We start from the raw sequence: 23,455 nt of genomic DNA, 5'->3' as shown, positions 1-23,455 counted from the left end.
GAAGTGAAAGTACTTCATATTCTTTATCAATCTTTGCCTCAAATTTCAGGATCTAGTATTCGTAGTAGAGATATTCTAATGTCTCAAAAAGAAATAGGGATTGAGGTAGTAGCTATCACTTCTCCATTTCAAGCAAGACTTTCAAATAATGGAGAAGATTGGATCGATGGAATTCGATATTTACGTACTTCAAAGAGACAAGAAAACGCCATATCCGACTTAAAAAGTAGATTTTTTGCAAGATTGTGGAAATTTTTTTCTATCATCACGTTTACACAGAAATTATATATCACAGTTAAAAAAGAAAACCCGGATATTTTGCATGCGCATGCGATGTTCTTTTGTGGACTTCCTGCTATTTTTGTTGGCAAAATCACTAAAACACCGGTGGTGTATGAGTTTAGATCCCTATGGATGTTTCAAAAAGCAAATAAAAGAAAAAGAAGAATTGACAAAATAATTGAAAATTTGCTTCTCAAAATTGAGCTCATAACCTTGCAAAATGCAAATCACGCCGTTTTGCTCAACGAAAATTTAAAGGAATTTTTGGCAGATAAGACTAAAACCTCAGTTAAAAGTACAGTTATTAATAATGCAATAAACACTACTTTAATCGACAAATTAAAGCGGAATCAGCAATCTTACAGACAAAAGTTGGTTTTTGGATATATAGGCACCATTACTTCTTATGAAGGAATTGAGTTTCTAGTTGAGACATTTCAAGAATTACATGATGAAGGATTTTCGAACGAATTGTTGTTATTTGGTAAAGGAGTTAATGTAGAGAGTGTGAAAAGCAAGATACTGCAAAGGTCAAATATTAACACGATTCACTTTTTAGGACCAGTGGCTCCTGAAGACATCAATTCTGCTTTTGACCAAGTAGATGTTATTATCAATCCTAGATTAAGCACGCCACTTACCAATTCGGTGACTCCTTTAAAACCACTTGAGGCTATGGCGTTTGAAAAACTTTTTATAGGAAGTGATGTAGGCGGCATAAAAGAATTAATAACACATAATAATGGATTCTTATTTAAGTCAGAAGATAAAGAAGACCTCAAAAAAGTTATAAAAATGACAATTGGTTTGTCCTTAAAAGAGCGAAGGCAACATATTGAAAGCGCCTTCATCTTCGTTAAAGCAAATAAGAGTTGGTTGGTAAACGCCGAAAACTATAGTCAGATTTATAAGAGTTTGATTAAGGAATCTTGAGCCTTCAATTATTATAGTCACTTCTCCGAAGCTTTTTATAAATATAGTTTCTCGGTAAAAAATACCGTCTAGATTCTTCGTTCTCTTGACAATTCTACACGTTCAGAGTTATATCATAAATAGGCCTATAAAGATATTTTTGTGCAATACGAAATTCATTTTTTGAAAATAAAATTGGAAACTAATTAAGATGTTGATTAGTTGTATCTTTGCCACAATTTTTTATAAAAAAACATTGGCCACACAACGAATATCCATACTTAATACAACTATAGACAATCTTTCCATGCGAGAAACTGTAGAGTTAATCCGAAAGAAGATTGAGGCGCGTGAACAAATCCATCATGTTGCAGTAAATGCAGGTAAGATTGTGCAAATGCAGAAGAATTTGCAATTGCGACAAAGCGTGAATAGTTGCGATATAATCAATGCAGACGGACAAGCTGTAATATGGGCATCCAAGGTTTTAAACAAACCCCTTGAGGAGCGAGTTGCAGGAATTGATTTGATGGAAAATCTCGCCGAATTGGCACATCAAAATAATTATAAAATATTTCTTTTTGGGGCAAAAGAAGAGGTCGTAGCAGATGTAAAAAACATTTATTCCAATAAATACAACAATGGAATTATTGCGGGGTATAGAAATGGGTATTTTTCTAAAAAAGATGAAGCGCAAATAGCGCAACAAATATCAGACAGTGGAGCTCATATTCTTTTTGTTGCAATTACCTCTCCTATCAAAGAAAACTTTTTATACACCTATCGTGAGCAATTAAAAAATGTAAATCTTATTATGGGTGTTGGAGGTAGTTTTGACGTTGTTGCTGGTAAAACAAAACGCGCTCCAAATTGGATGCAAAAAATAGGAATGGAGTGGTTTTATCGATTTTTACAAGAACCCAAACGAATGTGGAAAAGATATCTGGTGGGCAATACAAAATTCATAGCTTTGGTTCTTAGGGAAAAACTAAGAGGTGGCGCATAAATGTTATTGGTAATTAAAGAAAGATAACGACTCCTTTACATCGCGTTAAATTTACACTCTCGCTTAAAGGATATTTCCCGATAGTTTTTTTACCTTTCCGTATTCAAATTTGTAATTAAAGTAGATGAAAATTATACTCGCATCAGTATATCCATATGCCTTCATGCTGCTCTATCTTATTATTCCGTTCGATGATTATATGAGGGTTTTACCCAATATTTTATTAGGAATTTTAGCGGTTACTTTCCCTTTTATTGTTACAAAACAAGATTTTAAAAAGTTAAGCCGAATACCATTTCTTCTTTTTGCTTTCTTGTTTGTATACTTACTCATAAATACACTGTTTACAGACAGATGGGACGAAGATTTTAAAATAATTAAGAAAGTATTTGTGGTGATTAGCCTTGTGCTGCTTTATATTCCCATTCAGGATTTTCAGAAGATTCATAAAGCAATTATCTTTTCTTCTCTTGCGGCCATCCTCTTTTCCCTTACAAACCTTATTATTTTATCCATAACGTCCGGAAATTTTGAATTGGGAAATTCCCCCATGGTGATTGAGGCTTTGCTAGTTGACCGTTTGTATTTAGGTTTGTTGGCTGTTGCGAGTATTCTTGTTTCCGGGCAGTCTATTCCAAGGAAATATCACCCGCATAATAATTACAATCTGGCCAATATCATTGTAAACATTCTATTTATACTAATTATTGGTTCAAAATTAGCCATTGCACTGCTTATCTTACTTGCTATTGTCAGGCAGTTTTACGGGAAAAGAAGAGTTGTTAAAGTGATAGCTGCGATGTCGCTGTCAATACTAGTCGCATTGTTTGTTTTTTCATTAGAAAAAAAGCACGAGGGTTCGAATATACAGAATTTTTCGGCCCTGCATAAATTTGTTAACAGCACCATGACCTGGGAATTGCGTTCTGAGGCATGGCACTGTAGCCATCAAATTATTGAAGCCGAGGGTTTAATTACTACAGGATTTGGATTCGAAAATACCAAAGAAAAACTAATAGACTGTTATAATGAAAGTATAAAAGATGCTGTAAAAAGAGAGGAGTTTATTTCTGAAAGATATAACACCCATAATCAGTTTTTCGACCTGTATATCGGTTACGGAATTGTCTCTGTGCTGCTTTTTTTAGGTTTTCTTTTACTTGTTTTCTGGAAGAGCCGAAAGGATTATTATTCAGTGGCTTTTTTACTTTCATTGATATTTTATTGTTTGGTCGAAAACCTTTTCCATCGTCAAATAGGAGTTTATTATATGGGACTCTTTTTGATATTACTTTTAATTAAAAACACTGAGATTCAAAACAACAACCCAAAAACAGAGTTAAAATGACAGCAAATTGTATTTTTGCACTTTCAAAAATGAATCCACTGTAAATTATGAAAATAACGGTAGTAGGAACAGGATATGTGGGGTTGGTGACAGGAACCTGTTTGGCCGAAACTGGCAATGAAGTAATCTGTGTAGACATTGATGCCGATAAGGTGGCTAAAATGCGCAATGGCATCGTGCCAATATATGAACCTCATTTGGATGTTCTCTTTGAAAGAAATATCAAGGCAAACCGCCTTAGATTTACAACTTCTTTGGCAGAAGGGTTAGCTCATGGGGATATTATCTTTTTAGCACTTCCTACGCCGGAGGACGAAGACGGATCGGCCGATTTAAGATATGTACTGGATGTTTCGGAAGAAATAGGGAAAATGATAAAAGAATACAAGGTTATCGTCGATAAGAGCACTGTTCCTGTAGGCACGGCCGATAAAGTAGTGGAGGTAATCTCAAGGCACGCCATCTGCGATTTCGATGTTGTTTCCAATCCCGAATTTTTAAGAGAAGGGTTTGCGGTAGATGACTTTTTAAAACCGGAAAGAATTATTGTAGGATCTTCAAGTGAGCGAGCAACCTCATTGATGAAAAAATTGTATGCACCCTTTGTACGATCTGGCAATCCGGTGATTATTATGGATGAACGCTCAGCCGAACTAACAAAATATGCGGCAAATGCTTTTTTGGCTACCAAGATCACCTTTATGAACGAAATTGCGAATTATTGTGAAAAAGTAGGGGCAGATGTTGATCAGGTTCGCGTTGGTCTGGGAACCGATTCAAGGATTGGAAAGCGATTCTTATTTCCGGGAATCGGTTATGGGGGCTCTTGCTTTCCAAAAGATGTTAAAGCGCTTAAAAAAGCGGGGGCCGACTTACAATACGATTTTAAAATATTGGATTCCGTACTAAAAATTAATAGTACTCAAAAAACCATATTGATTCCTAAGATAGAAGCCTACTTCAACAGTGATCTCGCAAACAAGAAAATCGCAATTTGGGGATTAGCGTTTAAACCCGAAACCGACGATATACGGGAAGCTCCTTCTATTGATATTATCAATGCATTACTGAAACGGGGTGCTAATCTCACTGTTTTTGATCCCGAAGCCATGCCCAACATACAAAAATTGTTTGGAGATAAATTAACCTATGCAAACTCATTGTACGAAACTACGGAAGATGCCGATGCTTTGGTAATTTGCACAGAGTGGAGCATCTTTAGAACTCCTAACTACCAAAAGCTGAAACAACTGTTAAAGAACCGAGTTATCTTTGACGGAAGAAACCTTTACAACTTGGAAGATATGGAGTCTGAAGGATTCACCTATTTTTCTATTGGAAGAAAACAAATAAACTAATGCGTAAAAGAGTTTTAATTACAGGGGCTTCAGGGTTTTTAGGATCTCATCTGTGCGATAGATTTATTAAAGAAGGATATGAGGTTATTGGAATGGACAACCTCATAACAGGAGATTTAAAAAATATTGAACACCTTTTTAAGCTGGAAAATTTCGAGTTTTATCATCACGATGTTACAAAATTTGTCCACGTCCCCGGAAACATAGACTATATTTTACATTTTGCCTCTCCGGCAAGTCCTATAGACTATTTAAAAATACCCATTCAAACCTTGAAGGTAGGCTCTTTGGGAACCCATAATTTATTAGGTCTCGCGAAAGAAAAAAAGGCACGCATTCTAATAGCATCCACTTCCGAGGTATATGGAGATCCTTTGGTGCATCCGCAAAGTGAAGAGTATTATGGAAATGTTAATACAATTGGTCCCAGAGGCGTGTATGATGAGGCAAAACGCTTCCAGGAGTCCATTACAATGGCATATCACCGTTTTCATGGATTGGAAACTCGCATTGCACGAATTTTTAATACCTATGGCCCTAGAATGCGATTAAACGACGGACGGGTAATTCCGGCGTTTATTGGTCAGGCGCTTAGAGGGGAGGACCTTACCGTTTTTGGTGATGGCTCTCAAACAAGATCCTTTTGTTATGTAGATGATCAGATTCAAGGGTTGTATAATCTTCTTTTAAGTGATTACTCATTGCCCGTAAATATTGGAAATCCACATGAGATCACTATTTTGGAATTTGCTCAGGAGATTATAAAATTAACTGGAACAAAACAAAAAATTATCTTCAAGCCATTACCTCAGGACGATCCAATGCAAAGACAGCCGGATATTTCGAAAGCAAGGCAAATTTTAAATTGGGAGCCTAAAGTATCCAGAGAAGAGGGCATGAAAAAAACATTCGACTATTTTAAAAACCTTTCAAAAGAAGAGTTATTTAAAAGCGAGCACAAGGATTTTTCAAAACACAATAGGAATTAATAAAAATGTTTAAACGCGGAAGATATTCGGGATTGTTGAGGCCTATTTCATATGTTATTGATCTATCAATAATACATGTTTTAGCTTATCAGTTCTTTACTTCCGAACTACATTTTATACACTACATTATTTTTGTTTCCATTGCCTGGATAATACTTTCTCTAAAATCAAATTTTTACGAAATATATCGTTTTACACATGTTGCGAAGATCATTTCTTTGGTAGCTAAGCAAGGGGTTCTATACTTTTTAATTGTGTTTGCCTTTTTTGGATTTTATAACGGATTGAGAATAGATCCAATAGCAATTATTAAATATGTCATACTTGTGATGCTATTGATTAGCATCATTAAGCTTACCATTTATTTTTTACTGAAAAAGTACAGACAACTTTTAGGCGGAAATAATAGAAAAGTAGTCATTATTGGTTTGAATCAGAAAACAGATCAATTGCGAAAATTTTTTCTGGACCGCCCCGAATTTGGTTACAAATTAAACAAGACTTTTGACCTTAGAGGGCCCGATAAATTTAAAATAGAAGACTGCTTCGAATATATTTCCAAAAACGACGTAGACGAAATTTATTCATCGGTGGCCGAACTCAACAACGAGAATTTAATTAAGTTAATCGACTTTGCAGATAATAACCTGAAAATTCTGAAGTTTTTACCTGATAATAAAGAAATCTATTCAAAGAAATTAGATTTTGCTTACTATGGTGTCCTTCCTATTTTATCACTTCGTAAAATTCCTATGGATGAACCTTTTAATAAGTTCATTAAGAGGAGTTTCGATGTGATCTTGGCACTTTCAATAATAGTTGGAATTTTATCCTGGCTTACACCCTTGTTAGGGATTATCATAAAATTAGAATCAAAAGGCCCGGTCTTTTTCAAACAAAAACGAAACGGACTGGATTATAAAGAATTTTACTGTTATAAATTTAGATCCATGACACCAAATCCCATAGCAGATCTTTATCAGGTAACAAAAGGCGATGAAAGAATTACTAAGGTTGGAAGGATAATTAGAAAAACAAGTATCGACGAACTACCACAATTTATCAATGTATTAAAAGGAGAAATGTCTGTAGTAGGTCCTCGACCACATATGGTAAGTCATACACATATGTATGCCGAGCGTATCGATAAGTTTATGGTACGCCACTTTATAAAACCCGGAATAACCGGTTTGGCACAGGTAAGTGGCTATAGAGGAGAAGTAGAAAATGAGAACGACATTATCAACCGAGTGAAATACGATATTTTCTATTTGGAAAATTGGTCACTTTTTTTAGATATTAAAATTGTGTTTCAAACAGTGTTTAATGCGCTTAGGGGAGAAGAAAAGGCCTATTAAAGCGATTCAATTTTGGTGTTAAACATCTTAAACTGTTTGTGAAAGTCGAAAAGCAAATCGGCTTTTTTCTTAACCATATCCTTAGGAAATTCATTCAACTTCTCTTTTGAAAGCTCGTCTATAAACTGTTGTAAAAAGTTAATATTATTCACCGGGATAGACCATCCTAATTTATAATCGGTAACAAGACCTTCTCCTTCTCCACCCGCATAATACAAAATAGGAAGTCCAAGTTTTGTGTATTCAAATATTTTTGAAGGAACCGAACCATAAATCCTGTTGACCAGTGGAATAAAACCAATATCATATTTTGTAATTTCTTGATGTAATTTTGCCCTATCAATTTCACCATGAAAAACAATTTCTGGATTTTTGAGTTTTCCAATCGCTTCTGCTTCAGGGCCGGCGCCATAAATGTGCAAAGTGACGCCTTTCGGGAATTTTATTTGAGTGCAAATGGCATAAATTCCTTGTGCTACCCCAACAGGCCTGCATAAACTATAGTAATGGAGCGAGACGCATCCTCATAAGTTAAACTGGATGAATTAAAATTTGGAAAGTTTCTATATAAAAAGGTGTCTTTCGCAGGATATAATTTGCCAATATGAGTAAGTATTTCTTCGGACTGTCCCAAGATTAAATTTGATTTTCGATAACAGAAATATTCCATTTTTTCAAGGACCGAATAATAAAAACCTCTTTTTAATAGCCCCATTTCCAAACCTGCTTTTGGCCATAAATCTGATACATTTAGAACAATTCGCTTATTTAAAATACGAGCCCAGAATACAGCCGTAACCCCAATAAAAATTGGGGAATATTGCACAACAACCACTTTTGGGATTTTTTTAAAAAGAAAATAGAAATGTAAACTTATTGAAAACGAAAACATCGACAGTAATCGCAAGAATGTGTTTTTTGAATTACTGGGCCAGATCCAAAGGCGAGAGATACTCATTCCATGTTCAACAGACTTGCTATAAAAAGACCCTTTGTATGCAGTTTGAATTTTACCATTAGGATAATTTGGCAATGGACAAACAATTGTTACCGAATAGTTATTGTTAGAGAGCGCAGCAGCCAATGAATGCATTCTATTGGCCGCTGCACCTTTTTCAGGAGGAAAATAATTAGTAATTAAGAGAATGTCTTTTTTGCGCATTCAATTGTAAATTAAAAGGTTGAGATAAACTGTTTCAATTTTCCACGGCTGCTTCGGTCAAGCATGGCAACACGATTAAAAAGCAGGTTGAGGTCGTTTTCCAGATAGTCGAATAACGCTCTTTTAATCACATCAATTTCAACCAAAGTAAGCTCCCTTTCAGAAACATAACGAATTAAAAAGGTATCCAAAGCGGTCTGTTCAATTATAAATTCCTTTACATTCCCATCGTCCTCGATCACACTTTTGGTGACATAATAAAAGGTAAGTCCGGGCACCGTTTTTCCACTGGGTAAACGGGCGATGTCGTTGGTACGACCAATTAATTGCTGTAAAATGGGCTTTTTTAGGGTGCTTTCGGGTGCTAAAATTCCCAAATCTCCAATGTCGTAGCGTATCATAGGATGTGCCCTATTGTACAAAGAGGTGATGATAATTCTTCCCGGAAATCCGTTGGCAACAGGCTTATTATGTTCATCCAATATTTCAACAAAGAGCGTTTCACTATTTACTATAAAATCGTTGTCGGCATTTGTAAAAGCTATCAAATCCAGCTCGCTGGCGCCGTATTCGTTAATTACCGGCACACCAAAGGTAGTTTCCAATAATTTTTTATCGTTTTCGAACAACATTTCGCTGGTAACAATACAATATCTCAAGGAAGGACAAATGTCTTTTAAATGAAGATCCCGGGAATGCAGATATTTAGCAAATAGCACCACAGAACTTGTGTAACCATTGATGTAATCGAATTTTCTCTTTCGGAAAACCTGTAGAAAATCTTCCATTTTGGCATCTGAAAGATCAAAAATTGGAAATCGGTAGCGGTTACTCAATTTGTCTTTTAGCCGTTCTTTACGATACCCTTTTGCGTCTAAGGGAATTCCGTAAAATCGCGCCTCCAGCGAGGTGGAAAAATCGAGATCATGCCAACCATAACGATTCAAAATGGTAGCCCAGGTTAGTGCATGTGTAAATTTGTCCTTTGCAAAAATAAAGGGGTGCCCGCTCGATCCCGATGTTTTATTTACATAACTGTTTTTTTCTGAAAATCCATTGGACAGGCGTTCTGCCAGCGGACGTTGCAGATCGCTTTTTTGTAGGACAGGAATAGCTTCCCATGTTTCGAAGGCTGACGTGCCGGCAAAGGTCTTGTACGAAGGATTTTCCCGAAGATGATACCTAAAAATATCCTCCCGAAGTTTATAAACATACGTTTCGTACTCTTTTTCAGGAATTGCTTGAATTTCCTGCAGCCGTTTTTTGGCTTCAGCAATTGGAAAACCTTTGAGACGTAATGTGAGTTCGAATAAATTCAATAGAGAATATTAATAGGTGAATTTAGTGAAACTGCGATTCGAAAAAAAGCCTTTGATTCATTTTTCAAAAGAGATCGTAAAGTAATCCTTCGTAAAACCAATTTTGGTGATGGTCAAAGCATAAAATTCCTTTATTTTTGCAACCAATTAAAATTCTTCCAAACATGAACATTTTAATATTGGGTTCCGGTGGTCGCGAACATACATTTGCATATAAACTTGCAGAGAGTGCTAACTGTGATAAACTTTTTGTTGCTCCCGGAAATGCAGGAACAGCAGCGATTGCTACTAACGTCGCCTTGTCTGTAACCGATTTTGAAGCTGTAAAGAACTGTGTACTGGAAAATAAAATTAAAATGGTAGTTGTGGGTCCGGAAGATCCTCTGGTACATGGAATAGCCGATTATTTTGCTGAAAACAAAGAATTGCAAGGCGTGATGCTGATTGGACCCTCTAAACGAGGAGCGCTGTTGGAAGGAAGCAAGGAACGCGCCAAAGAATTTATGATGCAGCATAACATTCCAACGGCCGCCTATGCCAGTTTCACCAAAAAATCACTGGATGCAGGGAAACAGTTTCTGGAAACACTCAAAGCGCCCTATGTGTTAAAAGCGGATGGTCTTGCAGCAGGAAAAGGAGTTTTAATTCTGAAAGATCTCCAGGAAGCCAAGCAGGAATTGGAAAACATGCTATCGCATTCTAAGTTTGGTGCCGCTAGCGAAACGGTGGTTATCGAAGAATTTTTAGACGGTATCGAACTGAGTGTGTTTGTTCTTACCGATGGCAAAAATTATAAAATATTGCCTACGGCGAAAGACTACAAACGAATTGGTGAAGGAGACACAGGCTTGAATACAGGGGGAATGGGTGCGATCTCACCGGTTCCGTTTGCAAACGATGTGTTGATGCAAAAAATTGAGGAGCGTATTGTAAAACCTTCAGTTTTAGGACTGCAAAAAGAAAAGATCGATTACAAAGGATTTCTCTTTATAGGGTTGATAAAAGTAGGAGATGAGCCTTATGTTATCGAATATAACGTACGGATGGGAGACCCCGAAACCGAAGTGGTGTTACCCCGAATTAAAACCGATTTGGTCAATTTGTTGGAAGCAACCTATCATCAAACTTTAAACAAAATCGATGTAAGTATCGACGATCGGGCTGCGACTACAGTAATGTTGGTCTCTGGAGGATATCCTGAAGCTTATGAGAAAGGAAAAGAGATTTCGGGAATTTCAGAAATAAGCGATTCGATTGTTTTTCATGCGGGAACTACTCAAAAAGAAGGAAAGGTAGTGACCAATGGCGGACGTGTACTTGCGGTTACTTCCCTGGATACAGATTACAAACTGGCACTAAAAAAATCCTACCAAAACATAGCTAAACTATCTTTTGACAGGATGTATTATCGCAGCGATATTGGATTCGATTTATTCTAAAAACGAATGAGAAGTACTGGTTTTGTCTTCTTCTCCATTATCGTTATACTTTTTTAACTCGCCCATCCAGTAAATAAAGGCTACTAATCCAATGATGGTCAATACCCAACTCATAATGTTAGACATCCACCAACTGTCAACTCCCAAACGCAACGCATCGTATGGCGCGAATAATACAGTTTCAGATATTGATTGTATTCCTTCAAAAAAACCTTTCCAAGTCATATCTTTATATTTATAACGCAAAAGTATAAATTAGCGCGCATGCTTACAAGCTTTTTTGGCAAATCTAATCCTGTTAATTATTTAATCTTAGGTATTTTCATTGGTTTGGGATACATAATTGCAATTTTTACTGGTCCGCCAATTGAATTTTCCTTACAAAATATAGTAGCGTATATCTTCGGACTTGGACTTTGTGTTTTTACAATGTTGTTGGTCGATTTTATTATTCGGAAGAATGATTTGACCAAGCCCAATACCTTCGGAATCCTATTCTTCAGCTGCTTTCTAATCATGCTTCCCATTATTTTTTTCGACCGAAACATATTACTTTCCAATGCTTTTCTATTGCTTGCATTACGAAGAATCCTCAGTTTGAAGTCTGAAAAAAACCCTGAAAAGAAAGTACTGGATGCTTCCCTTTGGATTTCGATCGCAGCATTTTTCTATGTCTACAGTTTATTGTTTTTTGCGGTATTGTTTTTGGCAATTCTTCGGAAAAAACACACAACCTACAAACACCTACTTATTCCTTTTGTTGGATTTTTTGGTGTTTTTGCCATTGCTACTGCCTATAACTATGTAGTGTTTGGCAGTTTTAATTGGTTTTTTGAATTTGATGCACTTATCAATTTCGACTTTAGCGCTTACAATTCGGTTGCGCTGCTTATCCCCCTAACTATTTTAGTAACCCTTATTATCTGGACCAGCATCCATCGTCTTTATAAGTTAGCTTCGGTTGCCAAAAAGGACAGGCCCAACTATCTTTTAATGTTGATAATAACTGCAGCGGCTGTTTTAATGGTCTTGGCGAGCCCGCAAAGAACAGGGGCAGAACTTTTGTTTTTAGTATCTCCTTTGGCAATTATAGCTGCAAATTATGTGGAGAGCATAAGTGAGTTTTGGTTTAAGGAAGTTTTGCTTTGGCTAGTGGTGTTACTTCCCGGTATATTGTTTTTTTTAAGATGAGTCATTGAAATAATTACAATTCCTCAATTGCCGCGATTTTGTTGCGAAACTGGAAATTAAGTCAAATTGTGATACCTTTGTACACTAAGCTTTAAAGCTGAAAAGAATTCGATTTTCAATCTAAATATTATTAAAAAATACGCGTATGTTTTCCAAGAAGGCCAATACAATCTTTGCTGATGTAATAGACACTTATCACCTAATTAATACTGTCGATCAGCCTTTTCAAAATCCCTACGATAAGAATACCGATCTTCTGGAACATTTGTTATATAGTAAATGTTGGATAGACACCGTGCAATGGCATTATGAAGATATTATTCGCGATCCCAATATTGATCCTGTTACCGCGCTGAAACTGAAACGACAAATTGACGCTTCCAATCAGGATCGCACCGATATGGTGGAATATATAGACAGCTACTTTTTAGCAAAATATAAGGATGTAACTCCTAATTCCGATGCCACTATTAATACCGAAAGTCCGGCCTGGGGGGTCGACCGACTCTCAATTCTGGCGCTGAAAGTATATCACATGAATGAAGAGGCAACGCGAAGCGATGCATCCGAATCGCATCGAATTGCCTGTCAGACAAAACTGAACGTCTTGTTGGAACAAAGAGTAGATTTAAGTACTGCAATAGACCAGTTATTAGACGATGTTGCCGCCGGCAGAAAGTATATGAAAGTCTACAAGCAAATGAAAATGTACAACGACGATGAATTGAATCCTGTACTGCGCGGCGGTAAATAAGTTGTCTTGGCACTCCCAAAACACATATTGGTAATCAGGTTATCGGCCATGGGTGATGTTGCCATGACCATTCCCGTGCTTCGTATTTTTACACAAACATATCCCAATGTCAAGATAACCGTGCTTTCAAGAGTTTTTTTTAAACCCTTGTTCGATGACATACCCAATGTCAACTTTTTGGAGGCAGATGTTTATGGAGAACACAAAGGTTTCGGCCTGCTAAAATTGGCAAATGAGGCCAAGGAATTGGGGATCGATGCAGTTGCCGATCTACACAATGTAATTCGTTCCAAAGCCATTACCGCCTACTTAAAGATGACAGGCTTACAAACCGCAACTATTGACAAAGGCAGAGCCGAAAAAAAAGAGATTACCCAAGCCAAAGGAGCTGCTATTAGTCCGTTGAAAACCACTCACCAACGATACGCCGATGTTTTTAATGGCCTGGGTTTCCCTTTGGAATTAAAAAACCCCTCGTCGCAGGTGCGCAAACAATTAACACCGCGATTGCTTAGTCTGATTGGAAAACACTCTCAAAAAGCTATTGGAATCGCTCCTTTTGCTGCCTTCGAGGGGAAAATGTATCCCATAGATTTAATGCAAGAAGTAATTGCACAATTAGATGCCTTGGGGAAGTATCGCGTTTTTTTGTTTGGAGGAGGTAAAGAGGAAATTCAACAACTTTCGGAAATGGCGTTACAGTACACTTCGGTTGCCAATGTTGCTGGACAGCTCACTTTCGACGACGAACTGGCGCTAATTTCAAATCTCGATGTGATGCTTTCCATGGATAGCGGCAACGGTCATTTGGCTGCGATGTGCGGAATTCCGGTAGTGACTTTATGGGGTGTAACACATCCCTTTGCAGGATTTACGCCTTTTAATCAGCCTTCCGAAAACCAATTAACTGCAGATAGAGCGCAGTACCCTCTAATTCCAACTTCTGTTTACGGAAATAAATTTCCCGAGGGATACGAAAAAGCAATGACCACGATTACACCCAAGAAGGTGGTTGAAAAATTGCTGGAAATTGTATAAACAATAATTCCGAGCTTTTACACATCGTCATAATCGATCACCAAAGTTGCGCTGGTAGGGTGTGCCTGACAAGTTAATACAAGGCCTTCGGCGATTTCATCATCTGTAAGAATTTGGTTTTTCCGCATTTCGGCCTTCCCTTCAACAATACGGGCGATGCAGGTACTGCAAATTCCACCCTGACAGGAATAAGGAGCATCTATCTTTTGTTCCAAAACCGCTTCTAAAACCGATTTGTTTTGAGGCATGGTAAAGGTTGCTGTTTCATCGTCGACCGTCACCGTAATTTGGGTTGTTCCATCGTGCGGTTCCACCAACATTCCTTTTTCGGCAGTAGTAAATAGTTCGAAATGAATCTGCTTTTGATTAAATCCGTGTTCCTTCAGCACCGATGCAACTTCATCGATCATAGGCTCGGGACCGCAAAGGTAGAATTCATGAAAATTGAGTTCCTTGTACTTATTTTTCAGAATATAATTTACGGTAGAGCGTTCAATACGGCCAAACATCGCACCTTCTTCCTGCTTTCGGCTGAAAAGCCATTCAATTTGAAATCGGTTTGGATACCTTTCCTTTAACTTAAGTAATTCGGAATAAAACATCGCTTCCTCTAGCGTCTGATTTCCGTAGACTAATACAAAAGAACTCAAAGGTTCTTCTTCCATGACAGCCTGAATGATAGACAAAACAGGTGTAATTCCGCTTCCGGCAACAAAGGCTGCATAATTTTTTGAGGTGGATGCTTCGGGATTTAGTATAAATTTACCTTCAGGCAACATTACATCCAGCGCATCACCTTCCTTTAAAGTTGTATTGGCAAATTCTGAAAAAGCACCATCGCTCACTTTTTTTACTCCTACTTGCAGCAAGCCGCTTGAGGGAGCACTGCATATAGAATAAGCTCTTCGAATTTCCTTTCCGTCAACCAAATATTTTATGGTGATATATTGACCGGCTTTATAACGATATTTTTCGCGTAATGCGTCCGGAATTTCAAAAGTGATGCAAACCGAATTAGGGGTTTCTTTATTAAGCTGCGATACCGCAAGTAGGTGGGATTCGCTCATAGACTAATTTTTTTTTTGCAAAAGTAGTAAAACGTGTAAGAAATGAAGGTTAAAAGTAGGGATAGTTCAATGTGCCCTTTTTTTGTTTATCCCGTGAAACACTCTTGTGAATGGAGCTTAAGGCACCATTTTTTTAATCGATTAGCAGGGGAGATATTAAAAAGAAACGTATTTTTACCGTTCCGTTACATTTTTACATACTAAAAGCAAGGCTTTTAAGTTACAATATCATATAAACTGTAAGTATTTTGAAAGGCATATATAAAATTACCATTTTTTTATTCGCTGTTGCAATCCTGGCAGCTTGTTCCAGAAAGAAAAACACATTTTTAAGTCGTAATGTTCATGCAGTCACAGCAGAATATAACACCCTATACAACGGAGGATTGGCTTTTGAAAAAGGAAAGGAACAATTGGCCCTTACTTATCGTGATAATTTCTGGGAGATTCTTCCCGTAGAACGTATTGAACTTACGGAGGACGATATTTCTTTGCCTGAAGCATCCAAAAACCCGGATTTTAACCGAGCCGAGGAAAAATCGGCCAAAGCCATTCAGAAACATTCCATTTATATAGACGGTAAAGAATACAATCCGCAGATTGACGAAGCCTATATGTTGCTTGGGAAATCTCGTTATTACGACATGCGATTTGTACCGGCATTGGATGCTTTCAACTTTATTTTAAACAGATATCCCACCAGTAACAATATAAATCGGGCCAAAGTATGGAAGGCCAAAACAAACATCCGTCTTAAGAATGAAGATGTTGCCATAGAAAACCTTCTGGAAATGTTTGAAAAAGCAACATTAGACGATGAAGAATTAGCCGAAGGAGCTGCTATCTTGGCACAGGCGTATATTAATCTGGATTCTATTCCCGAAGCCCTACCGTATATTAAAATGGCTTCAGAATATGTAAAGGACAACGAATTAAAAGGACGTTACGCCTATATAAAAGGACAAATCTATAATCGTTTAGAGCTTAGAGACAGTGCTAATATGGCCTTCGATGAGGTGATTGAACTCAACCGAAAGTCGCCACGCACCTATATGATTAACGCCTATATTGCCAAGGCGAAAAACTTTAATTACGACAAGGAAGACAAAGTGGCCCTGTTGGAATTGCTTCAGGATTTAGAAGAAAATCGTGAAAATCGTCCGTTTTTGGATCGCATTTACAACCAGATGGGAGAATATTACCGCAATACTAAAAACATAGATACGGCGGTGCTATTCTACAATAAATCAATTAAAAAATTTACGGACGATAAAATATTACAAGCTGTAAATTATCAAACCCTAGCCGAAATTAATTTCGACCATGCCGAATACAAAATCGCCGGGGCTTATTACGACAGTACCATCACATTCCTGGAAGTTAATACGCGTCTAATGCGTCGAATTAAAAAGAAACGCGAGAACCTGGATGACGTTATCAAATATGAAGACATTGCAACCCGAAACGACAGTATTCTTCGGTTGGCCGGAATGAGTGAAGGGGAGCAACTCGCTTACTTTACTGAATATACCACCAAATTAAGGGAAAAGGCAATTGCAGATTCGCTTGCAACGATACAACTGGAAAAGAGCATTGCTAATAAGGAATTCTACAATAAGCAAGGAGGATCTGCAGACAAAAAAGCCAATGGTGGTCCAAGTTCTTTTTATTTTTACAATCCCACAACCGTGGCGTATGGAAAGCAGCAATTTAAAGATGTATGGGGAGATAGACGCCTAGAAGATAACTGGCGTCGTTCTACCAAACAAAGCACCGGCATAAACAACGAGGAGAAAGTAGTAGCCGATGCAGCTCCTATTGCTGAAAGTGAATTGTACAAGCCGGAGACCTATATTTCGAAGATTCCTACCGATCAAAAAGTGATTGATAGCCTCGCCAAGGACCGAAACTTTGCGTATTATCAATTAGGACTTATTTACAAGGAGAAATTTAAGGAAAATGGCCTGGCCGCAAACCGATTGGAGAAGCTATTAACTTTGAATCCGGAGGAACGATTGATTCTGCCTGCAAAATACAATCTTTATAAAATCTACAATGAGCTGGGGAACACAGCATTGGCAGAAAATTATAAAAGCGACATTATTAATAACCACCCCCAATCTCGTTATGCCGAGATACTGTTAAATCCGAATACCCAATTAGCAACAGACGAATCGAGCCCCGAGTTTAAATACAAAGCCCTGTACAAAGAATTTGAAGCCGGAAAGTACAATTATGTAATCGACACCGCCGACGAGTACATCACGCTCTATAATGGGAATGATATAGTGCCGAAACTGGAAATGCTGAAAGCAACTGCTTTGGGACGTCAGGACGGATTTGAAGCCTATAAAAAAGCACTTAATTTTGTGTCTCTTAATTATCCGAATTCGGATGAAGGAAAACAGGCTCAGGAGATTTACGGCACCGTGCTTCCAAAAATAGCTGCCAAAGAATTTATTGGTGATGAAGACAGCAATAGTTGGAAGGTAATCTATACTTTCAATACGACCGAAATTGCTTCAGCAACGGCTCTGAAAGAAAAGTTGGATGCTGCAATCGAAGAATTTAGATATTCCAATATGAGTGCATCCATAGATTATTACAATCCAACGACAACCTTTGTGATAATTCACGGATTAAAGACAAGAATGGGAGGTAGAGGCATTGGAGAAGTGCTAAAAGAGAACAAGAAATATAAAATTAAACAACTTTTTTTCGAAATTTCAACACCTAATTATACGACCATTCAGATTCATAAAAATCTTGAAGACTATTTGAACAGAGGTTCGGTAGAAGAAGAAAAGAATAGTAATCCCCAAAAGTAATTGACTATGTTTTCAGACAAAAAAGAGAAGAATATGACAGAACCAACAACAGGACAAAATCGTATTAATGAAGGAACCACCTTGAATGGCGACATTCAATCTGAAGGCTTTTTCAGAATTGACGGTACCATCAAAGGAAATGTAAGTACTCCGTCAAAGGTGGTGTTAGGAAAATCGGGTTATATAAACGGAACATTAACCTGTGAAAATGCAGATATTGAAGGGAAATTTGAAGGAGATTTAAATGTCTCGGGAACGCTCACGCTTAGAGCTACAGCCCATATTGAAGGCGAAGTAGTAGTTGGAAAACTTGCTGTAGAGCCCGGAGCAACCTTTAATGCGTCTTGTAAGATGAAAGGTTCAGAAAAAGATAGAAAGGCAACGGTTTCTGAAACTGAAATAAAAGATGCCGAAAGCTTAAAAACGCAAAACCACCCTTTTGACAGATCCCAAAGAATCCAAAAAGCCAAGACCGAGCAGCAGAATTAACAACTATGCTCGCTTCACGGGAATCGGATTTCAAATGGTTGCCATTATTGGAATAGGAGCTTACGGAGGCGTAAAACTGGACGAACGGTATCCCAATGAATATTCCCTCTGGACAATTATTTGCAGTCTCGCCGCGATAGGCATTGCTATGTATTTTGTGATAAAACAAGTGACCAATTTTTCAAACAGAAACAATGACTAAAGATTTGCTCAATTTCTTTCTAAAATTAGCAGCCTTTACAGGATTGTTGTTGGCAATTCACTATTACATTTTTTTTAATTTCTTTTCTGAGATTATACTTTATTTTCCGCTTTGGATTATTTACACCTTTAATGCGGTTTTAGTTTTTGCCGTTTTTGCCTTTGTAAATTACAAATCTTTGCAAGGAAGTGAGAAAATATACAATATTTTTTTAGGGCTAACTCTTGTTAAAATGGTCTTGGCCATTATTTTCTTATTACCTGTTTTTGCTGGTAAAGTCGAGTCTCCCCGTGTGGAAGTCATCAACTTTTTCATTCCGTATTTTGTGTTTCTTGCCTTCGAAATATTTTCACTGAATAAAATTTTCAGAAACCAACAAACAAAGTAATTTTTGGTTTGTCAATTCATTTACTATTAGTACATTTGCACCAAATTTCAGGAACGCAAAAGAACTACATTGAAAACAACCAATTTTAACGCGATTAAAAGCCTCATTTTAGGGGTGTTTTTTATTTTAGCAGCTAACCCTACTTTTGCCACCGCAAGTCCTTCTGCCAGCGATGGAGGTGAAACAGAAAAAGAATTTGACGTAACCAGTATGATCATGCATCACATTAAAGATGCGCACGATTTCCATATTATGGACTGGGACGGTCATGCAGTTTCTATTCCGTTACCGGTAATTCTTTGGACCGAAAACGGGCTGGTAACCTTTATGTCCAGTGAGTTTCATCACGACGATACAGGAACTGTGGTTGTTGAAAAAGGCGGACAGAAATTTGTAAAATACCACGAAGAAATTTATTATGCTTCCGAAGCGCCTCACGGGGCTTCAACAATGACCCCAACCGAAGGAAATCACCCTGAGGGTCATAAACCATTGGACTTTTCCATTACTAAGTTAGTGTTCTCAATGTTCCTTTCAATAGTATTGTTGTTGGTAATCTTCGGACTTTCGGCAAGAAAATACAGCAAGAGCGGTGTGCCAAAAGGCATCGCTAAGTTTACAGAGCCTTTAGTACTATTTATAAGAGATGAGGTAGCAAGACCTAATATAGGTGAAAAGCACTATAAGCGATTTATGCCTTTCTTATTAACCCTCTTCTTCTTTATCTGGATAAACAACGTGATGGGTCTTATTCCATTCTTCCCCTTTAGTGCTAACCTAAGTGGAAACATTGCTTTTACCTTGGTATTGGCAGTAATTACCTTTGTAATTACTACAGTTGTTGCAAAAAAGGATTATTGGAAACACATCTTCTGGATGCCGGGAGTACCCGTTCCTATGAAAATATTTTTGGCCCCTATTGAATTCCTCGGAATTTTTATAAAGCCTATCTCGCTAATGATTCGGTTGTTTGCAAACATCACGGCGGGACATATTATTGTATTAAGTCTAATCTCTTTAATATTTATTGCGAAAAGCATCTGGATCTCACCGGCTTCGGTATTCTTTTCGGTATTTATAAGTCTTATTGAGGTATTAGTTGTTGCCATTCAGGCATATATTTTCACCATGTTGTCGGCTCTTTATATTGGATCGGCCATGGAAGAACACGAGCACGAACATTAATTAATCTTTAATATTTAAACACTATGAGTAGTTTAGCATTAGTTCAAGACGTAGTAAGTTACGTTCCTTTTGCAGCAATTGGAGCTGGTCTTGCAGCTATCGGTGCCGGTATCGGTATTGGTAGAATTGGAGGATCTGCAATGGACGCGATTGCGCGCCAGCCGGAGATGCAAGGAAAAATACAAGGATCTGCAATCGTACTTATCGCTTTCGTTGAAGCGGTAGCACTTTTTGCGGTGGTTGTATCACTTATTGCAAAGTAAAAAAGATCGGCGCAACGGTTGGTTGCGCCGCCTTTTTAGTTTTAAATAGTATAGATTATATAAAATAGAAAGAAATGGATTTAGTTACTCCGGACGTAGGATTATTATTTTGGACCTTTATCTCGTTTATTGTTTTGTTTTTTCTTCTGAAAAAATTTGCATGGAAACCTATCGTAGGGACCGTAAACGACAGAGAGCAGTCTATTAAAGAAGCATTGGCCTCGGCCGAAGCTGCCAGAAAGGAAATGCAAAACCTTACTGCAGATAACGAACGTATTTTGCAGGAAGCCCGTGCCGAAAGAGAGTTGATGATGAAAGAAGCTCGTGAGTTAAAGGCGAAAATGATTTCCGACGCAAAGGAAGAAGCCAAAACAGCCGCCGATAAAATGATTATCAGCGCACAGGCTGCCATCGAAAACGAAAAGAAAGCCGCAGTTGCCGAACTGAAAAGTCAGGTAGCTTCTTTATCTGTTGAAATTGCAGAAAAAGTAGTAAAAGCAGAACTTTCAGACAAAGGCAAACAATTGAAATTAGTAGAGGAAATGTTGGGTGACGCCACCTTAAACTAACAAGAATTAAAAGATACCCGCCTTCGCGGGCAATACTATGAGCGGAAGCAAAGCAGGAATACGATACGCAAAAGCCGTTTTACAACAGGCCAACAGCGCCAATAATGCAACCGAAGTGTTTAACGACATGCAGGCTGTGGCTGCTACCCTTTCAGGAAGTAAAGAGTTGCGAAATGTGCTTCAAAGCCCGGTAATAAAGTTGAAAGACAAAAAAGAAGCGCTTCTTACCATATTTGATAAGGAAGGTGAACTCACAAAATCCCTTATCAATGTTTTGGCAGACAATAAACGTATTGCCAAACTGGGCGAAGTGGCCGATAGCTACATCAACATTTACAATGAAGCCAAGGGAATAAAAGTAGCCAAGGTAACTACCGCGGTAGCACTTTCAGAAGCCTTAGAACAGCAAGTGCTGGCTAAGGTTAAAGAAATGACAGGTAGCACCAATGTTACGTTGGAAAATGAAATTGACCCCGATATAATTGGAGGATTTGTGTTGCGAGTAGGTGATTTACAGTACAACGCCAGTATCGCAAACCAACTGAGTAATTTAAAGAGAGAATTTAGTAAAAGTTTATAGTCCTTCGCATAGTGCTTAAGACTACAAGTATATTTAAATAAACTATTATAATTAGGAGAAGTATTGGTTTTAGTCTAACGTCTAAAATCTAATTTCTAAAATCTAGAATAAAATGGCAGAAGTTAAACCAGCTGAAGTATCAGCAATCTTAAAGCAACAACTTTCAGGTTTTGAAGCAACCGCTTCATTAGACGAAGTAGGAACTGTATTAACCGTAGGGGATGGTATTGCCCGTGTATATGGACTTGCAAACGTACAGTACGGGGAATTGGTAGAATTCGAAGGCGGTTTGGAAGGAATCGTACTTAACCTTGAAGAAGATAACGTTGGGGTAGTATTACTTGGACCTTCCAGAGGAATTAAAGAAGGGACTATTGCAAAGCGTACAAAGCGTATTGCATCTCTTCAAGTAGGTGAAGGTATTGTAGGACGAGTGGTAAACACACTAGGTCAGCCAATCGATGGAAAGGGACCTATTGTAGGGAAAACTATCGAAATGCCATTAGAGCGTAAGGCGCCGGGAGTAATTTACCGTCAACCGGTAACCGAGCCGTTACAAACAGGAATTAAATCCATCGATGCCATGATTCCGGTTGGAAGAGGGCAACGTGAGTTGGTTATTGGTGACCGTCAGACCGGAAAAACAACGGTTTGTATCGATACTATTTTGAATCAGAAAGAATTTTTCGATGCTGGAGAGCCTGTATTTTGTATTTATGTAGCTATTGGACAAAAAGCTTCGACTGTAGCAAACATTGCGAAAGTTCTGGAAGAGAAAGGTGCTTTAGCCTATACAACTATTGTTGCTGCAAATGCATCAGATCCAGCTCCTATGCAGGTATATGCTCCTTTTGCAGGTGCAGCTATTGGTGAGTACTTCCGTGATACCGGGCGTCCTGCCTTGATTATCTATGACGATTTATCTAAACAAGCGGTAGCATACCGTGAGGTATCTTTGTTATTACGTCGCCCACCGGGACGTGAGGCATATCCCGGGGATGTATTTTACCTTCACTCCAGATTATTGGAGCGTTCGGCAAAAATTATAGCCGATGATGATATCGCAAAAAACATGAACGATTTACCGGATAGTTTAAAACCGATGGTAAAAGGAGGAGGATCATTAACCGCTCTTCCAATTATTGAGACACAGGCGGGTGACGTTTCTGCCTATATCCCAACCAACGTAATTTCGATTACCGACGGACAGATTTTCTTGGAATCGGATTTATTTAACGCAGGGGTTCGTCCGGCGATTAACGTAGGTATTTCGGTATCTCGTGTTGGAGGTAACGCTCAAATTAAATCGATGAAGAAGGTAGCAGGTACCTTGAAACTGGATCAGGCGCAATTCCGTGAATTGGAAGCGTTTGCAAAGTTTGGTTCCGATTTGGATGCTGCGACAATGAATGTAATTTCAAAAGGACAACGTAACGTTGAAATCTTAAAGCAGGCTCAAAACGATCCATTTACGGTTGAAGATCAGGTGGCAATTATCTATGCAGGTTCTAAGAACTTATTGCGAAATGTTCCCGTGGTAAAGGTGAAAGAGTTCGAAAGAGATTTCTTGGAAATGATGAACGCAAAACACAGAGATACACTGGATAGTTTGAAAGCCGGAAAGTTAACCGATGAAGCGATCGATGTGATTACCACAGTGGCGGCAGATCTTTCAGCGAAATATAAAAAGTAATTGTCATTCCCGCGAAAGCGGGAATATCATATTTT

24 protein-coding genes are annotated in these 23,455 nt (G+C 38.0%); 19 read left to right on the top strand and 5 right to left on the bottom strand.

What is annotated here, in order from left to right; all coding sequences use genetic code 11:
- Window positions 1-3: 3 nt before the first annotated feature.
- The 6 genes from ATE92_RS05180 to ATE92_RS05155 all read left to right on the top strand — a co-directional run bounded on the left by ATE92_RS05180 (window position 4) and on the right by ATE92_RS05155 (window position 7,253).
- The gene (locus ATE92_RS05180) at window positions 4-1,215 is read left to right on the top strand and encodes a glycosyltransferase family 4 protein (protein WP_157809565.1); all 1,212 of its coding nucleotides are present in this window, start codon (window positions 4-6) and stop codon (window positions 1,213-1,215) included.
- Window positions 1,216-1,450: 235 nt separating this feature from the next.
- Entirely contained in the window at window positions 1,451-2,200 is a 750-nt protein-coding gene (locus tag ATE92_RS05175) for a WecB/TagA/CpsF family glycosyltransferase (RefSeq protein ID WP_232729117.1), read from the top strand.
- 124 nt (window positions 2,201-2,324) lie between these two features.
- A complete protein-coding gene (locus ATE92_RS05170; RefSeq protein ID WP_100802691.1) occupies window positions 2,325-3,548 on the top strand; it encodes an O-antigen ligase family protein in 1,224 nt (407 codons plus the stop codon).
- Window positions 3,549-3,595: 47 nt separating this feature from the next.
- On the top strand, window positions 3,596-4,906 hold the full coding sequence (locus tag ATE92_RS05165; RefSeq protein WP_100802690.1) for a UDP-glucose/GDP-mannose dehydrogenase family protein: 1,311 nt from the start codon (window positions 3,596-3,598) through the stop codon (window positions 4,904-4,906).
- Window positions 4,906-5,895 (top strand): UDP-glucuronic acid decarboxylase family protein, encoded by a 990-nt coding sequence (locus ATE92_RS05160; RefSeq protein WP_100802689.1) that lies wholly within the window; start codon window positions 4,906-4,908, stop codon window positions 5,893-5,895. Before ATE92_RS05165 ends, ATE92_RS05160 begins: the two co-directional genes overlap by 1 nt.
- Window positions 5,896-5,900: 5 nt before the next feature.
- Window positions 5,901-7,253, top strand: coding sequence for an exopolysaccharide biosynthesis polyprenyl glycosylphosphotransferase (locus ATE92_RS05155; protein ID WP_100802688.1), 1,353 nt, complete (start codon window positions 5,901-5,903; stop codon window positions 7,251-7,253).
- Here ATE92_RS05155 and ATE92_RS14135 read toward each other — a convergent pair.
- Genes ATE92_RS14135 through ATE92_RS05145 form a run of 3 tightly spaced genes read right to left on the bottom strand, consistent with a single transcriptional unit; the run spans window position 7,250 to window position 9,734 of the window.
- A complete protein-coding gene (locus tag ATE92_RS14135) occupies window positions 7,250-7,675 on the bottom strand; it encodes a glycosyltransferase (RefSeq protein WP_232729116.1) in 426 nt (141 codons plus the stop codon). The two genes, ATE92_RS05155 and ATE92_RS14135, sit on opposite strands and share 4 nt — an antisense overlap.
- A 53-nt stretch (window positions 7,676-7,728) precedes the next feature.
- Window positions 7,729-8,415, bottom strand: a complete 687-nt coding sequence (locus tag ATE92_RS14130) for a glycosyltransferase (protein ID WP_232729115.1) — start codon at window positions 8,413-8,415, stop codon at window positions 7,729-7,731.
- Between the two features lie 11 nt (window positions 8,416-8,426).
- On the bottom strand, window positions 8,427-9,734 hold the full coding sequence (locus ATE92_RS05145; protein WP_100802687.1) for a phenylacetate--CoA ligase family protein: 1,308 nt from the start codon (window positions 9,732-9,734) through the stop codon (window positions 8,427-8,429).
- A 164-nt stretch (window positions 9,735-9,898) separates the two neighbouring features.
- Between ATE92_RS05145 and purD the strand changes: the two genes are divergently transcribed.
- Window positions 9,899-11,173, top strand: a complete 1,275-nt coding sequence (gene purD, locus ATE92_RS05140) for a phosphoribosylamine--glycine ligase (protein WP_100802686.1) — start codon at window positions 9,899-9,901, stop codon at window positions 11,171-11,173.
- Here the strand turns inward: purD and ATE92_RS05135 are convergent.
- The gene (locus ATE92_RS05135; protein ID WP_100802685.1) at window positions 11,165-11,398 is read right to left on the bottom strand and encodes a uracil phosphoribosyltransferase; all 234 of its coding nucleotides are present in this window, start codon (window positions 11,396-11,398) and stop codon (window positions 11,165-11,167) included. The genes purD and ATE92_RS05135 overlap by 9 nt on opposite strands.
- Before the next feature lie 39 nt (window positions 11,399-11,437).
- On the opposite strand from ATE92_RS05135, the gene ATE92_RS05130 reads away from it, so the two are divergent.
- The 3 genes from ATE92_RS05130 to ATE92_RS05120 all read left to right on the top strand — a co-directional run bounded on the left by ATE92_RS05130 (window position 11,438) and on the right by ATE92_RS05120 (window position 14,156).
- Window positions 11,438-12,364 (top strand): DUF6427 family protein, encoded by a 927-nt coding sequence (locus ATE92_RS05130; RefSeq protein WP_100802684.1) that lies wholly within the window; start codon window positions 11,438-11,440, stop codon window positions 12,362-12,364.
- Between the two features lie 145 nt (window positions 12,365-12,509).
- Window positions 12,510-13,118, top strand: coding sequence for a DUF4254 domain-containing protein (locus ATE92_RS05125; RefSeq protein ID WP_100802683.1), 609 nt, complete (start codon window positions 12,510-12,512; stop codon window positions 13,116-13,118).
- A 6-nt stretch (window positions 13,119-13,124) separates the two neighbouring features.
- Entirely contained in the window at window positions 13,125-14,156 is a 1,032-nt protein-coding gene (locus tag ATE92_RS05120; RefSeq protein ID WP_232729114.1) for a glycosyltransferase family 9 protein, read from the top strand.
- Between the two features lie 17 nt (window positions 14,157-14,173).
- Here ATE92_RS05120 and ATE92_RS05115 read toward each other — a convergent pair whose 3' ends face one another.
- Entirely contained in the window at window positions 14,174-15,223 is a 1,050-nt protein-coding gene (locus tag ATE92_RS05115) for a ferredoxin--NADP reductase (protein ID WP_100802681.1), read from the bottom strand.
- A gap of 248 nt (window positions 15,224-15,471) precedes the next feature.
- Here ATE92_RS05115 and ATE92_RS05110 point away from each other — a divergent pair, with 248 nt between their 5' ends.
- The 9 genes from ATE92_RS05110 to atpA all read left to right on the top strand — a co-directional run bounded on the left by ATE92_RS05110 (window position 15,472) and on the right by atpA (window position 23,420).
- Window positions 15,472-18,051 (top strand): hypothetical protein, encoded by a 2,580-nt coding sequence (locus tag ATE92_RS05110; RefSeq protein WP_100802680.1) that lies wholly within the window; start codon window positions 15,472-15,474, stop codon window positions 18,049-18,051.
- A gap of 6 nt (window positions 18,052-18,057) precedes the next feature.
- Window positions 18,058-18,540, top strand: a complete 483-nt coding sequence (locus tag ATE92_RS05105; protein WP_100802679.1) for a polymer-forming cytoskeletal protein — start codon at window positions 18,058-18,060, stop codon at window positions 18,538-18,540.
- On the top strand, window positions 18,491-18,742 hold the full coding sequence (locus ATE92_RS05100) for an AtpZ/AtpI family protein (protein WP_157809564.1): 252 nt from the start codon (window positions 18,491-18,493) through the stop codon (window positions 18,740-18,742). Before ATE92_RS05105 ends, ATE92_RS05100 begins: the two co-directional genes overlap by 50 nt.
- Entirely contained in the window at window positions 18,735-19,130 is a 396-nt protein-coding gene (locus ATE92_RS05095; RefSeq protein WP_100802677.1) for a hypothetical protein, read from the top strand. Before ATE92_RS05100 ends, ATE92_RS05095 begins: the two co-directional genes overlap by 8 nt.
- Before the next feature lie 69 nt (window positions 19,131-19,199).
- The gene (gene atpB, locus ATE92_RS05090) at window positions 19,200-20,315 is read left to right on the top strand and encodes a F0F1 ATP synthase subunit A (protein WP_232729113.1); all 1,116 of its coding nucleotides are present in this window, start codon (window positions 19,200-19,202) and stop codon (window positions 20,313-20,315) included.
- A gap of 23 nt (window positions 20,316-20,338) precedes the next feature.
- Window positions 20,339-20,578, top strand: a complete 240-nt coding sequence (gene atpE / locus ATE92_RS05085; RefSeq protein WP_100802676.1) for an ATP synthase F0 subunit C — start codon at window positions 20,339-20,341, stop codon at window positions 20,576-20,578.
- Between the two features lie 74 nt (window positions 20,579-20,652).
- Complete coding sequence (locus ATE92_RS05080; protein WP_100802675.1) at window positions 20,653-21,147, top strand: F0F1 ATP synthase subunit B; 495 nt, start codon at window positions 20,653-20,655, stop codon at window positions 21,145-21,147.
- A gap of 37 nt (window positions 21,148-21,184) precedes the next feature.
- Window positions 21,185-21,727: an ATP synthase F1 subunit delta gene (atpH, locus tag ATE92_RS05075; protein ID WP_100802674.1), complete on the top strand. Its 543-nt coding sequence runs from the start codon at window positions 21,185-21,187 to the stop codon at window positions 21,725-21,727.
- Window positions 21,728-21,839: 112 nt separating this feature from the next.
- On the top strand, window positions 21,840-23,420 hold the full coding sequence (gene atpA, locus ATE92_RS05070) for a F0F1 ATP synthase subunit alpha (protein ID WP_100802673.1): 1,581 nt from the start codon (window positions 21,840-21,842) through the stop codon (window positions 23,418-23,420).
- The last annotated feature ends 35 nt before the right edge of the window (window positions 23,421-23,455 follow it).

It is taken from the genome of Ulvibacter sp. MAR_2010_11, assembly GCF_002813135.1.
Lineage (GTDB): Bacteria > Bacteroidota > Bacteroidia > Flavobacteriales > Flavobacteriaceae > Altibacter.
This window is presented reverse-complemented; position numbering and strand designations above follow the sequence as displayed.

Coding starts and splice junctions, on each gene's coding strand:
- ATE92_RS05170 (WP_100802691.1), top strand. CDS start 2,325: ATGAAAATTATACTCGCATCAGTATATCCATATGCCTTCATGCTGCTC.
- ATE92_RS05165 (WP_100802690.1), top strand. CDS start 3,596: ATGAAAATAACGGTAGTAGGAACAGGATATGTGGGGTTGGTGACAGGA.
- ATE92_RS05160 (WP_100802689.1), top strand. CDS start 4,906: ATGCGTAAAAGAGTTTTAATTACAGGGGCTTCAGGGTTTTTAGGATCT.
- ATE92_RS05155 (WP_100802688.1), top strand. CDS start 5,901: ATGTTTAAACGCGGAAGATATTCGGGATTGTTGAGGCCTATTTCATAT.
- ATE92_RS14130 (WP_232729115.1), bottom strand. CDS start 8,415: ATGCGCAAAAAAGACATTCTCTTAATTACTAATTATTTTCCTCCTGAA.
- purD (WP_100802686.1), top strand. CDS start 9,899: ATGAACATTTTAATATTGGGTTCCGGTGGTCGCGAACATACATTTGCA.
- ATE92_RS05135 (WP_100802685.1), bottom strand. CDS start 11,398: ATGACTTGGAAAGGTTTTTTTGAAGGAATACAATCAATATCTGAAACT.
- ATE92_RS05130 (WP_100802684.1), top strand. CDS start 11,438: ATGCTTACAAGCTTTTTTGGCAAATCTAATCCTGTTAATTATTTAATC.
- ATE92_RS05125 (WP_100802683.1), top strand. CDS start 12,510: ATGTTTTCCAAGAAGGCCAATACAATCTTTGCTGATGTAATAGACACT.
- ATE92_RS05115 (WP_100802681.1), bottom strand. CDS start 15,223: ATGAGCGAATCCCACCTACTTGCGGTATCGCAGCTTAATAAAGAAACC.
- ATE92_RS05105 (WP_100802679.1), top strand. CDS start 18,058: ATGTTTTCAGACAAAAAAGAGAAGAATATGACAGAACCAACAACAGGA.
- ATE92_RS05095 (WP_100802677.1), top strand. CDS start 18,735: ATGACTAAAGATTTGCTCAATTTCTTTCTAAAATTAGCAGCCTTTACA.
- atpE (WP_100802676.1), top strand. CDS start 20,339: ATGAGTAGTTTAGCATTAGTTCAAGACGTAGTAAGTTACGTTCCTTTT.
- ATE92_RS05080 (WP_100802675.1), top strand. CDS start 20,653: ATGGATTTAGTTACTCCGGACGTAGGATTATTATTTTGGACCTTTATC.
- atpH (WP_100802674.1), top strand. CDS start 21,185: ATGAGCGGAAGCAAAGCAGGAATACGATACGCAAAAGCCGTTTTACAA.
- atpA (WP_100802673.1), top strand. CDS start 21,840: ATGGCAGAAGTTAAACCAGCTGAAGTATCAGCAATCTTAAAGCAACAA.